The sequence below is a fragment of the Paenibacillus sp. FSL H8-0457 genome, from assembly GCF_038051935.1.
Lineage (GTDB): Bacteria > Bacillota > Bacilli > Paenibacillales > Paenibacillaceae > Paenibacillus_AQ > Paenibacillus_AQ lautus_A.
This window is the reverse complement of record NZ_CP150293.1, coordinates 1,186,584-1,200,194: the sequence shown is the minus strand read 5'-3', so window position 1 is coordinate 1,200,194 and position 13,611 is coordinate 1,186,584. Positions and strand designations below refer to the sequence as shown.

General features: G+C 49.6%; 10 protein-coding genes. 1 reads left to right on the top strand and 9 read right to left on the bottom strand.

Annotated features, from left to right (window positions below):
• Positions 1 to 34: 34 nt before the first annotated feature.
• Positions 35 to 571: a hypothetical protein gene (locus tag MHI43_RS05185; protein WP_036661828.1), complete on the top strand. Its 537-nt coding sequence runs from the start codon at positions 35 to 37 to the stop codon at positions 569 to 571.
• Positions 572 to 1,229: 658 nt separating this feature from the next.
• Here MHI43_RS05185 and MHI43_RS05180 read toward each other — a convergent pair.
• The 9 genes from MHI43_RS05180 to MHI43_RS05140 form a co-directional block, all read right to left on the bottom strand.
• Positions 1,230 to 2,258 (bottom strand): Gfo/Idh/MocA family oxidoreductase, encoded by a 1,029-nt coding sequence (locus MHI43_RS05180; RefSeq protein WP_341283233.1) that lies wholly within the window; start codon positions 2,256 to 2,258, stop codon positions 1,230 to 1,232.
• Between the two features lie 209 nt (positions 2,259 to 2,467).
• Complete coding sequence (locus MHI43_RS05175) at positions 2,468 to 3,139, bottom strand: hypothetical protein (protein ID WP_051425323.1); 672 nt, start codon at positions 3,137 to 3,139, stop codon at positions 2,468 to 2,470.
• 692 nt (positions 3,140 to 3,831) lie between these two features.
• Entirely contained in the window at positions 3,832 to 6,159 is a 2,328-nt protein-coding gene (locus tag MHI43_RS05170) for an FtsX-like permease family protein (protein ID WP_036661837.1), read from the bottom strand.
• Positions 6,159 to 6,863, bottom strand: a complete 705-nt coding sequence (locus MHI43_RS05165; RefSeq protein ID WP_012819165.1) for an ABC transporter ATP-binding protein — start codon at positions 6,861 to 6,863, stop codon at positions 6,159 to 6,161. The genes MHI43_RS05170 and MHI43_RS05165 overlap by 1 nt, the downstream gene beginning before the upstream one ends.
• A gap of 274 nt (positions 6,864 to 7,137) precedes the next feature.
• The gene (locus tag MHI43_RS05160; protein WP_036661840.1) at positions 7,138 to 8,316 is read right to left on the bottom strand and encodes a DUF4317 domain-containing protein; all 1,179 of its coding nucleotides are present in this window, start codon (positions 8,314 to 8,316) and stop codon (positions 7,138 to 7,140) included.
• A gap of 487 nt (positions 8,317 to 8,803) precedes the next feature.
• Positions 8,804 to 10,381, bottom strand: coding sequence for a hydantoinase/oxoprolinase family protein (locus MHI43_RS05155; protein ID WP_036661843.1), 1,578 nt, complete (start codon positions 10,379 to 10,381; stop codon positions 8,804 to 8,806).
• A complete protein-coding gene (locus MHI43_RS05150; RefSeq protein ID WP_036661845.1) occupies positions 10,378 to 11,493 on the bottom strand; it encodes a DUF917 domain-containing protein in 1,116 nt (371 codons plus the stop codon). Before MHI43_RS05150 ends, MHI43_RS05155 begins: the two co-directional genes overlap by 4 nt.
• Positions 11,494 to 11,497: 4 nt before the next feature.
• Positions 11,498 to 12,787, bottom strand: a complete 1,290-nt coding sequence (locus MHI43_RS05145) for a cytosine permease (protein ID WP_036661846.1) — start codon at positions 12,785 to 12,787, stop codon at positions 11,498 to 11,500.
• A 38-nt stretch (positions 12,788 to 12,825) separates the two neighbouring features.
• Entirely contained in the window at positions 12,826 to 13,407 is a 582-nt protein-coding gene (locus tag MHI43_RS05140) for a TetR/AcrR family transcriptional regulator (protein ID WP_036661847.1), read from the bottom strand.
• Positions 13,408 to 13,611 lie beyond the last annotated feature (204 nt).

The following is a 13,611-nucleotide window of genomic DNA, read 5'->3' as shown; positions in this document are numbered from 1 at the left end:
ATGTTACTACTTATAGAGAGGTGTTCATACATAAATGAAGAAGACTTTAGCCCTTTTGTTGATGTTCGCTATCTTAATTCTCCCGTCACAGGCATATGCCGCCCCACCCTCCATCAAAATGTCGATCTCCGAGGTTAATAAGATCTACTTTGAGGATTACAACAAGAGGTTAAAGGAGGTTAAGTCTGCTATTCGGACATATAAAGCTCCTGTGTGCTCCGATGTAACCACCCTCACGAATCAATCCAAGCAGCTGACATCCAAGTACAACAACCTTAAGAAGTCCAAAGCCAGCAAGACGGAACTGAGTCAGATGAAGGCAACACTTGATAAGGCTAAGAAAAGTCTTAGTGAAGCAAAGAAAGTCTGCAATAAGGAAACAGCGGAAACGAAAAAAGAACTCAATGGACAAGTTAAAGAAATTTCTTTAGCCAAAACTTCCGGAGTCAAGCTGAACGTCGACTCTTATAATAAAGGAACAATCACGAGCTCGACATTCGATAAGGAAATACGCAGTATCGTGAAGCTTGTAGACGATGTTTTCACATACATTCTAGAAGATCTTGAGTAGAGCAAGCGGCAGGGTATACCCTGCCGTTTTTTTATTGAACATCGTTGAGCAAAATAAAGACCGTAGACATTACCATCTACGGCCTTTCCCACATTCAACCTAACACTCTACTCCAAACTACTAAACTCATTCATACGTGCAAGTTTTACAAGATCAGATTTAGGCCATCCGATTTCTCTCGATTTCACCCTGCAATATTTGCAAGAGCAATGAATCTTCCCCTTAGCAAACTCACCTGTAAACTTGGCATGCCAACCAAGCTGTTTAGCAAGCCTGCTCTTACGCTGGATCACTCTCCGTCGATGATGACGGTAATACGAACGAGTACGATTGTTGCCTTTGCTTTTCATTCCATCACGCCCCTTGGGATAAGGCCCAGCCTGCAAAGGAGCCAAGAGGGTTATGTCATCCTCTACAGGCCGAGCGTGATGAAACTGCTAAGTTGCACGAACACCATGGATCACCTCAACGCGATGTGATTTCAACCTGTATTACTTTCTTACCAACTCGCTATAATTTCCACATGCACCCTATGCGGAAACCTCGTCATGAACCTGCTTCAAGGTACCGAAACACAAACTCGCTATCGCATTGAACAGCCTCACCAGAGGGACGCCATCTAAGATGGCGTCCTTGTTATGACAGAACAATTCACCCATCAGGTCGTTACAATAAACCCTTCCGTTTGGTCCTCCATCAATTGAGGTCTTACATCCGTAAAGCCCTTACCCGGCTTACGCAGGGCTTCCAAAACAACCTGCGCGTTATACCCGTCATAGAAATCATAGATGAAACCGGACTCTCCGTTTAGAATCTGAACGATTTGCTTCAGGATCGGCAGCGGGCTGACGACGTCGTCCACAGGTACGGGCTGCAGATCGGTATTCTTGCTGCTTCGGTACAGATTGCACCAGTTCTCCAATGACAAGGTTCCTTCCTCACCGTGCACTACTAGGGAGACACGCTCCTCCCCTTCCCGTTGGTCGGTTCCCGACAGGCGAATCTCGATATCATGATGTAATCTGAGTACGGCCTGGACACGACTTTCGGACTGATTCGAATCCGGCGGAAACTCGATCTCGCTCTTTACATGCGTAATCGGCCCGAACACCTGCTGGATCATCTGGATCCAGTGAATGCCGACCTCCAGCAGATATCCACCCTGCTGCCTTGAAGTGATCCAAGGATTCTGCTGCCAGGCCCTCGGCCACTGCGGAAACTCCAGGTACAGATCCATGCTTTGGATCCGGCCGATCGCCTGATCCTCAAGCAATCCCTGCAGCTTCAGAACGGCCGGATCGAGCGGAAGCGAGAAATGAACCGCATGGAGCACATCGGCCTTCTCGGCCAGCTCCACCAGACTCCGGGCTTCGGTCAAGCTATTGGCCAGCGGCTTCTCGCAGAAGACGTGGACGCCTTTTTCAAATGCGATCCGGGCCACGTCATAATGCAGGGACGGCGGAACCGCGATATACACCAGGTCAAGCGTCACCTCATCCAGCAGCTGGCGATAGTCGGTGTACAGCCTTGGGCGAATCCCAGCTTCCGCAGCTTCACGATGCAAACTGGATTCATCACTGTCGCAAATGGCGACCACTTCGATCTTCTCCGTATATTGAGGCAGTAAGCGGTGAATCATATGCCGGCCCATATGCCCTAAGCCGATGACGGCCATTTTTTGTTTCATCATTCTGTTCTCCTATTCCATTCGCGATTGAATTTTGCCATTGCATGCATGTCCCCTATTATAGATCAAGGGACTGCAGCCCGTACACTTGGATGTACAAAACGGTACTGTTCCGTTATTCCTTTGGATTCAAAGCACAGGGCACTTTCTTTCTATGCTGGTAGTAAAATGCCCTTAAAATTAAAAGAGTAGAATCAATAATAAAAAAATCAGTTATTTTTTGTCAGCCTTAAAGTTCCCTCTTTCAAGGCAATCGTATCAGAACTTGCATTTATTATGTAAAAGTAATATTGCCCTGATTCCTCAATAGTTAAATTGTAATTCCCCTTTAATTGATCGAATTTTTGCGATGGATATAGAACGCCGTCTTTAACGTAACCAATTAATATATTTTGATTTTCGACCACCTCCGATTTATACTTTTCAAATTCATATTCTACAGAGTCACCCGCTTTTAGTTCCCACCCCGATCCATTAGTATCTGTTAAGACGTTTAATGAACCATTTACAGTAATTATCTCAGGGGAAATATATACTCCGTTTTTTTCTTTTGTTTCTAACTCAAAAATAGAGGGAGGCATAAAATTTTCTTCCATTATCTTTGTGATAATCCGGTTCTCAGGAAGACCATTTCGTGTTCTATTCTTTAATTCCTCTGGTGAGTACTCGACTCCATTAGAATCAATATAAACCCCGTTTCGATATATCATATAATCGCCACTTGTTTCTTTTCCAATCAAATGCCGATTATAATCAGTTATTAACTCTGTTTCTTTTATTTCTTTAGGACTACAAGCAATGATTGTTGATAAACCAACAACGATTATACCGATAAACAAACCCTTTTGGTTTTTTTTAGAGTTATTACTGCTAAACACCATAAATATGAATCACCTCTCGTTTAGACGTAATTACCAGACATGTTATATGTTAATTCTTCTGGATAAGATACGCGGTTCCTTTGCTATTGACGAGTAGTCCATTATGTATCTCCTATATTCTTCAATATTATCCATTCATTATTGATAACACCAATTACAAGAGGTACGTTTGGTGTCTCTATTTATTATTTTATTGAAATAGCCGGCTATGAATGAAGCTCACCAATCTGCATTGAATCAAATCGGATAGGAGGCTAGGCTACCCATCGAGGACATTTTAGGATCCGAAAGTCTTTTTTATAATCGAAATTTTTGCTTGGCCACTAAAATGTCCCCCTTCTCTAAACCACAGTACAAACCCCATTACAAATAGAAGGGAAAATATTCAACGGGCTCATTTTAATGTCCAAAGGCTAACCGCAGCTGGTGTGCAAATGAGTGTAGTTGATTGTTAATCCCCTTAAGTTCTCTTTGCGGGTAGACATGCGACTACACCAAAAGTAGTTATTTCTACTAAAACGATGATTATTAGGGATGTCAACGCATCGCCCCTAGATTTATAAAAGCGCCACGTCTCATGAAAAAGGCGTGGCGCTTTCTTATGTCATGGTGTCACTCACAATACCCTCATTTTATATCTAACAACCGATATTTTAGCGGCATGGAGTACTCGGTACTTGCGGGCATCCAAATCACTCCACACCTTTCAACGACTCGATCATATGAATCCGCGTCACTTTCTTCCGCAGCATAAGGTTGGAGAGAAGGGTCAGGAAGAATGCCAGCACAACCGATGCCAGCATAATCACAAGGTTTAATTGATCCGGAATTTGCTGATGCGTACTCGACAGCGCCTGGATGATAATCGAATAAACATAACCGCTGATCGGCAGAGCAACAATGACCGCAAAAGCGGTTAACAGCATGTTCTCAGAGAAGATCAGCCGGTTGATTTTACGTTTGGGATAGCCTAATACCTTCAGGGTGGCAAGCTCACGGTTCCTTTCATAAATGTTGATGGAAGAGATCGTGTAGATGGCGCCGAAGGACAGAATAACGGCACAGATGATAAACATGATGAAAATAAAGCTGTTTTGCTTCAGCATATACTGCGCTGATTTCTTCAGTTCATCCTTGTCCGTAATGGCCTCCACCTGCGGGTCCTGTTCGAAGAAGCTGCGAACGCCCGCCAGATCGGCAGCGCTATGGACGTTAACTAACAGCGAGGATGGATCGTAGTCGATACCCAAGCTCTTCATATAGCCCGGTGTGCTGTAGAACGACGGATTCGAGTATTGTGTGGAGATATCCAGAACCTTCATATCGACGATGGTTTGATTATACACCGGTGCGGTGAATTGAAGCTGGATCGCATCCCCTTCAGCAATTTGATACTGATCCGCGTATGATTTCGGTACCAGCACCCCATGATCTTCTAACGATAGCCGATTGCCTTGTTCATCATAAAAACGAATCAGCTCATTATCCTGCTCCGTTACCACGAGCGTAGCATTTTCTTTGTTTTCCCCTTGGATGAGTTCCACAGGGTAGGTGGACAACCCATAATGGTCTACAATGCCGGAGGGCAGTGCTGCCCTATCCGGGAACGATCCGATCGCATAATCGACTCGTAAATCATACGTATTTACCTCTTCGATCTGGCCAGCTACCTTGAGCAGGGCCGTCTGCGTGCCGAAAGCCGTGATCAACAAAACCGTACTGACCACAACGCCAACGGAGCTCGCGAATGCTTTTTGTTTATTTAAGAAGATATTTCTTAGAATAATCTTGTTGCTGTAGGACAGCCGACTCCACATCCCTGGAATGTTCTCGATGAGCAGTCTTTTCATCTTCTTGGGCGGTTTCGGACGCATCGCCTGCGCAGCACGTTCTTGCAAGATCGCTCTGCCGCTGAAATAGCAGGACAGCATGCCAAACGCACTGGAGCAAATCATTGGAGGTAGGAGCGTAAAGAACGAAAGGGAGAACGTTAGGTCAGGTAGAGAGTAGGATCTTCCAATCGACGTTGTTATGAGTGGAATGAACAGGGCGGCGGCGATGGCATAGCCCAGGATGGAGCCGATGACGCCAGCCAGCACGGGGTAACCCATGTAATGCAGCATGATGCTTCTTTTTTTCACCCCTAATGCCTTCATAATGCCCACTTGATTTCGCTGGGAATCGATAATCCTTGACATGATCAGAAACAGGATCACCGCTTCAATCAAAAAAAGTACGATCGGGATCACCCTGCTCATCAGCTTATTATTATGAATCGTTTGCTGGGTCTGGGAATAGTTGAAGGTCCGTTCTTTGCTAACCTGGCTTATATAAGGGAGTGACTGGGAATGTGCTTCAATGGCCTGGCCTAACTGATCAATGTCGTAACCGTCCTTGGCATCAATCAGGATCTCATTGTAGAACATGCCGCCAGCGATTTCAGGAATGGTCTCTTCGGGGATATAAGCGATTCCATAAGCTTGATGGTCCTGGGTTTCGTTCTTCTTGGCATGCTCCACATTCTCAATCAAGCCGCTGATCGTGAACGTCATATCCTTGTCATTCACACGAATGCGGATGGAATCACCGATACGGTAATGATGCGCCTCGGCATAGTGGGAGTCCAACAGGATCTCATTCGGCCCGGCTGGCATCCTGCCCTCCATCATCCTGGACGTGTTGATTTCATTCGGTACGGGGATCGAATGCACCGTTAAAGTAGCTTTATCATCTTCAAAAGCCCGTTCGGCCTGGACGGTATAACGCCCTTCAATATTTTGAATGCCATCAATGCTCCGTAAATCCGCCACATCCTCTGCGGAAATTTGACTGTAATAGACGTTCAAGTCGCTTAGATTATGTTCTTGAAAATACCCCTTCGTATAGCCGCTAAGATTGTCGCTCAAGGTGACCAGCCCCGTGTAGAAAAAAGCTCCCACCGCGATTACCAAAACAATGGCTATGAATTGTCCTACCGACTGTTTCATGTCCCTTAACAATTTTAACGCTAAAATCTTCATCACCACTCGATCCCTTCAACGCTTTGTTTGTGCTCATTGATCGTGATGCTCTCGATCTTCCCGCTCTTGACGCGGATCACTTTATCCGCCATCGGCGCGATGGCCGAGTTATGGGTGACCAGCACTACGCATGTCTTCGTTTCCTGGTTTAAATCTTGAAGCAGCTTTAAGACCGATTTCCCTGTCACATAATCCAAAGCTCCGGTGGGTTCGTCGCAGAGGAGAAGCGCGGGATTCTTGGCAACCGCTCTTGCGATCGCAACTCTTTGCTGTTCGCCGCCAGAGAGCTGGGAAGGGAAGTTCTTCAAACGATCCGTTAGTCCAACCTTATGTAAAATATCACGGGCATCCAAATGGTGCTTACATACCTCTGTCGCAAATTCCACGTTCTCCAGCGCATTCAAATTCGGAATCAGGTTATAGAATTGAAATACGAAGCCAACCTGCTCGCCGCGGTATTCGGTTAATCTCTTCTCGCTCCATCCCGTAATCTCTTGATCTCCAACAAACACTTGTCCCGAGGTAGCCGTATCCATCCCGCCGAGAATGTTCAAAATCGTGCTTTTCCCTGCCCCGCTGGCCCCTAGGATCACGACGAATTCCCCCTCTAAAATGGAGAAATCAACGCCCGCAAGGGCTTGAATCGTCACTTCGCCGATTGGATAGGCCTTGGTTACGTTTTTAAATTCGATTAGCGTTGTCACTTCGTACATCTCCCCGTATTGGATTTTTCAGTTGGCCTTGATGCGTTTAATCTCATCATTACACCTTACGGTACAAGAGACACCCGACACGCGATGTATTCCATCATCAGCCTCAGGAAGGATTTCGCTTTAGCGACGGGCAAAGGGAATGCGATTACTGACTCCGGACGCAATTTTCCAAAGTGGGCAAGAAAAACAAAAAGACCGCCATCCAACTGTGGATAGCGGTCTGTTCCTGCGTACGATACCTGATCTTGTCTGAAATGGAACTGATTTAACTTAAAAGCGTCTCTGAAGCCAGCGTAAACCCTTCAATCGCGACATCTTCGTCGACTTCAATCATGATGCAGCGTTTACCTTGGAAATTCACCTGTTTAACATACCTTAAATCCTGCGGGCTCACCGAGATCGTAGCTACCTTGGTTTCGATCTTAATGGATTTGGTAGTATACTTCGGCATGACGCTGGTTGCTTTCATCTCATAGTTCTTGTTGTCTACGATGGTTTCGAATGCCCGCTCCACCTTCTCGGTTGTCACGTCCTCTACGCCGCTTGCGTTCAGTACGCGCTCCAGATCTTTATAATCCAGCTTCGGAGGTTCTTCCTCCTTCGTCTCTTCGTTAATTTCGATCACGCGGTTGATTTCCTCGTACACCTGGGCAATGGTGGCTGAATCGAGCTGTTCGCCGGCCACTTCCTTGACGATATCCTCGAAGATCGCTCGCTCTTCAAGTGCCGTCACGGATCTTTCTCCGTTCAAGACCTGCTCGACAAAATGCGGATCCGGAAAATTCGATTTTCCCGTACAATACAAAATACGATTCACATCGGAATAATTGTCCGTCACGCTAGGGTACAGGAATCCTTGCTCTGGCGCACTTAACTTGATAATCGGATCTACAATGACATTGTACTTGAACTCCCGCTCCACATAATCGAACAAGAGCGTCTTCCGTTGTTTCTCCGTAGAATTCATGCTGCATAAAATAAACGGATGGGCGAACACCTCGTTCTTCTCGCTCTCTTCCGCTTCATCGTTTCTCGCCTTGGTCGGCAAATAATACTGTCCCCGAACGAACGTGACCACCATATCCCGCTCATATTGGGCATCCTTCAGCATTCGATCCACCAGCATCAGCATCAAGTCCTGCCATTCTTCCGGATCACCCGACACGAGCGCTTGGTGAAGCATGACCTGCGCCGGTTCCTCCGCTGCTTCCTGAAACCTCAATTCGAACAATTTTTGATCCAGCTCGCCGGTCAGCAGTTTTTTGAAATTCCCCATGTATAACTCTTGCTTCTCCCGATCCACCAGCTCGAACGGCAGGCGCTCCCAATGATAGATTTCATTCGTTTCCTTCGTAATATAGACATTGAGAATATCGTAAATATTCATTAAATCGTGATCCAGCTTAAATTGCTTGCGTATATTGGCGACTTCTTTTTTGTTCATATCCGATTCGGCAGCTCCTTCAATATAATCTGGCTTAATTAGTATAAATTATTGGAACGCAAATTGGTAAGTGATCTTGGCTTGCATTGTCGTGCCTAGGGTCCATTCCCCTGTGGCCCTGATCCTTTATTGTGGCATATTTAAATAACTGAGTCGAGGATATTCCTTGAAAAAACATCTGACTTCACCGTGTGTATTTTCCTTATCTCGGACCCACATCATCATGGAAAATATCAAAAAGGAAGACAAGCCGGTTGATTATCGCCTCTAAGGGTGGTTCCCTGCTTTTCTTGCGCGAAGTTCATCAGGGGAGTCATGCTTTCGGAATAAAAAAATGGTGATACGGGATTCGTTCCGTATCACCATTTCATGTTACGCTGTTCGCACGCCGTTGCCGCCTAGCACCGATATACGAATGCTCACTGGCTATGAACACACTTCTCAATTGGCCGCAAAGCTGCCGAGCGAGGCTAATACCTTGAGCGCGTTATAGCTTACCCGCAGCTTTCACTTTCACGAGCAGCGCATTGCCCGGCAAATACGCAATCGGAATGTCCTCGACGGACACGATTTGTATGGTCTCCGGTTTCGCGCCAGCTGCCGTTGCCTCGTTCATGGCGCTTTCCTTCGCATCGCGGATGACGTCGTCATAGCTCCAGTCGTCCAGCGAATAGATCCGCTCCGACTCGCCGCTAACCTCTCCCAGCGCTGCGCCGATTGCATTAGCCGCATCATAATTGTCCGGGCGGATGATACGGCTCGCCCCTGCCAGCGTATCCGGCACCAACAGACTGCCGCCGCCGACCAGAATGACATCGACCGGGTCGGCACTCGTTTTCATCCGGTCAATGGCATCCTCCAGAATCTGCTGCATGACGGCATCCACTTTGCCGCATACAGCTTCGTCCACGGCATCCGCGTTTGTGCCCGGCCATGCGGCCCGGCCCATCTTCACGGCTACGTCCGTTGTCGTCAGCGTATCTCCGCCAAAGATGCGGGCCCGTGTCGTCAGCTTGTAGCCCACGCTGTCCGGGCCAACCGTCACGCCGCCTGCATCGTCCAGCCGGACGATCGTGCCGCCGCCGAGGCCAATGGACAAAATGTCCGGCATCCGAAAATTCGTGCGAATGCCGCCGATATCCACCGCTGCCGACGACTGGCGCGGAAAGCCTTGCACGAGCACGCCGATATCCGTCGTCGTGCCGCCGATGTCAACGACCAGCGCGTCACTTAGCCCGGACAAGTGCGCAGCGCCCCGAATCGAATTCGTCGGTCCGCACGCAATCGTCAGAATCGGGTAGCGGAGCGCATATTCGCTCTTCATTAACGTGCCGTCATTCTGGCAAATGTACAGCTGGGCATGGATGCCGAAGCCGTTCAGCGCTTCCTGAAATCCGCGCACTACGCCCGCAATGACTTGCAGCAGCGCCGCATTCAGCACGGAGGCATTCTCCCGCTCCAGCAATCCGATGCTGCCGATCTCGCTGGAGTAGGTAACCGGCATGTCCGAACCCAGCACTTCACGCACAATTTCTCCAACACGCTTCTCTTGCTCACGATTCACAGGAGCAAATACCCCGCATACCGCCACGGCATCAACTTCTCCGCTCATCCGGCGGCACAGCTCGGCGATCTCCTCTTCATCCAGATTGGCGATCTTGCGGCCGTCATACTCATAACCGCCAGAGGCGACATAGCTATGCGGCCCAACTGCCGCGCGCAGCGATTCGTCCCAGCCGGCCAGCGGCGGAACCGCCGTCGTTGCCGGAGCGCCGATGCGAATCAGGCCGACCCGGCCAAGATGCTTGCGCTCCACGATGGCATTGGTGCAATGCGTGGTACCGAGCATCGCATAGCGAATTTCTGCTCCATTCACGCCGCTTTCGTGCAGCAGCCGGCGAACGGCCTCCACAATGCCTTCGTTGACGTCGGCAGTCGTGTGGACCTTCACCTTGTGCACGCAGCGCAAGTCGGAATCCAGCAGGGCGGCGTCCGTATTCGTCCCCCCCACATCAATGCCGATGCGGTAAATCCGGTTTGCGTTAGCCGTTGTAACCTCGGTCATTTCGCCGCACCTCCTTTCGAAGCCAGCGTCTCGATCGGCACATAATCAAAGTCATAACCGAAGTATCTCGGGCCGGCCGTCTCGATGCCTTTTGGCGTGCGCCATTTGTCATCGCACGGCAAACCTGCTGCCGTCACCCGGGCACCATACTTCAAGTTCTCCGTCGTCACCGGCATGCCCGTATCCTGATCCAACAGCGTAATCAGATCAGGCGTAATGGCGAGCGGTTGATCGTCAACGGTGGCGAGCAGGAACTCATTCTGGAAAAACAGCCGCATCGTTGTTCCCTTGTTCTCGCCGGTACCTTCGAATACGGCTTCGCCGCGCGTAAAGCCGCCGTCCATGCGGCGACGGATATCCACGGCCTTGCCATGGAACAAGGCATGGCCATTCAGCTTCGCGAGCAATTCGCGCACAGGATTCAGCTTCTGCTGCTTCGCTTCGAACAGCGTCCGCCCGATCTCATAGGCGAGCGTCAGCGTCCCGCCGATCGCGCTCTGCTTCGCCTGCGCGCCGGATACCGGATAATCGCAAATGGAGGCAGAACCACCCATCTCCACCGTCAGCGCACGCGCCATCCGTTCTTCCCACACGCCGTCAATCGTATGCATCAGCGCACTGTTGCCGCGTTCGTCCGCCATCGCCACGGGGCTGCACGGGATGCCTTCCAGATGGAACGTCACCATCTGCGATTCGGGAAACGCACGCCCCATCGCATCGGCATCGACGAGCGGAATTCCCCGCTGTGCCGCCGCAATGACCGGAACGAGCGAGTTGCCACCGCCGACCTCGATCGGCATAACGGCATCCACCTTGCGGCCGAGCTCTTTTTCCATCAGGTCAAGCGGTTTGGTCAGCTGTTCAGCCGAAGGGATTTTCTCCAGCATCACCGTCGGTGCTCCGATCATCGATACCGGCACGATAAGTCCTTCATCGTCCAGCTCTTCGAGTTGGGCGATTCGAACCGGGCCAAACTTGCGGATCGCCTCCATGGCCATCAATTTTCCGACATGAGGATCTCCACCTCCGCCCGTGCCAAGCACCGCAGCTCCGATCGCGATATATTCAATGGCTTGTTCATCCAATGTGGTTAATCTGGTTGCCTTGTTCATGCTTTCATCCCTTCTTTACTACCCATTTGCCTATGATTGCTTGTACGATAAATGCCATCAAGAAGCTGTCCAGCGCCGGAACCTGCGTCACCTGGAACCATCCGAGCCCATCCGGGGCCATCGTTGTCATGAACCCGAAGAACGTGGCGATGACCCATACGACGATGGAGCGGGGAATCCAGCCCCGATTGCTGTCCAGTCCGTCAAACGAGAATCTATTTTTATTCACCAACAAATACTCAGCCGTATAAATGCCGCCTAGCGGTGCGACAAGCATCGTAATGTACGTCAGGAACGTCATGAACCGGTCATAAATGCCAAAGCAAGCAAGTGCCGTCGCAATGAATCCTGCAATAATCGTGATCACGGATTTAGGCACCCGTTTGAAAACAACGGAGAAGCCCAGCCCCGCGGAATATAAATTGTTCGTATTGGTCGTCCATTGTGCTAGCGTCAGCACGATGATCGCCGGAATACCAAGTCCGAGCGTAAGAAGAATGCCCGTCAGATCGTCGGAATCCATCGTACGCGACAGGAAAATCGCAATGATGGTCATGAAGCTGTTGCCGACAAAGAAACCGATAAACGCTGCGGTAACGGCATGCTTTGGCGTTTTGGCCCAGCGCGCGATGTCAGGGGACAGCGCCGTTCCAAGGATAAAGATACCGATAACCAGCGAAATCGCCGTCCCCATCGGCACAGCCTCGCCCTCGAACGGTGCCCAGACGGTGCTTCCGCCTTCCCCGTTAAGCGCCATCACCAGCGCGATAATGATAAACACGACGAGCAGCGGTACCGACCAGACGCTTAATTTTTCAATCGCCCTGTAGCCCCAGATCGCCGTGGACATCATGAGAAGCCCGCCAATGATCGACAGTACCCAGAGCGACCAATGCCAACCCCATAGCTCGCTTAACGCCGTCTGGAAGTTGGAGGCGAAGAAGCCGACCTGAACGCCGAACCAGCCCAGCGATGAAATGCCGAGAATGACCGAGACGATGAGCGCCCCTTGGTTCCCAAACAGAAACCGGCTGATCATGGCCGTCGACAGGCCCGTTTTGGCTCCCACATATGCGCAGACAGCCCCGATCATGCCCAATATGGCTGAACCGACGATGACCGCCGTAAGCGAGTCGCCGATGCTCATGCCCGCGCCGAGCTGCGCACCCAGAAACATCGCGGACAGGTCAATGCCGATCGCAATCCAGACGAATGCCATCGAGAGCCATGATTTCCGCAAATGCTGGGGTACGGGCTCCCGTTCGTAATCTTCTATTTTCGTATCGTTGCTCATGTTCCACCCTCTGCTTTCTGTACCATCTTGTTGATTGCCTAAGCTTCGACGGATCTCCAGAACATCTCAAAGGCATGTTTCAGTTTCCGTTCGAACAGCTCCGGCGATTTATAGTAGTAATATTGCATGCCCAGCCCGTCCATCAAGGTGAGGTACGAATCCACCAGCGTCTCCATCGGGACGATGGCTAATTCGCCGCGATCCAGGCCTTCCTGCATGATCTCGCCGATAATGCTGCTCAATAGCGTATCGAAACGCCCAAACGCCTCCTGCATCCGATCCATTAGGAAATCCGGCGGGAAAACCAAGTACCGGAAGGCAAATACGGCAAGCTCCTGCTTGTCCCGGTGGAAATCGTATTGGCGAAGCAGCAGCGCGTGCAATTTTTTCTCCGTGCTCATTCCTTTGCTGGTTTCTGCCATCGCTTGGATATATTCGTTATAGGCGCTCATCGATTCTTCGAAGACCGTCATGAACAGATCTTCCTTGCTCTCGAAAAAGGCGTAGATTGCTGGTGTTTTGACGCCAACCTCCTTCGCGATTTCCGATAATGCCGTTCCGTCGTAGCCCTTCTGTCCGAATAACCTAAGCGCAGCCTCTTTCAGCTTCGATCTGGTCATGTTCATCCCCTTTTCGCCATTTAATTAACGTTAATTAAGTAGATTATACAACTTTTTGCATAAAAATCAATCAGTTATACTCAGTCTGGCCATTTGCCTTCGCATCCTTATACGTTCAACATTCAAGCAGGACAATGTACTAAAGTGGATAAAATCCCCATACCAAAAAAGAGATATCCTTACTCGAAGGATACCTCTTCCGGA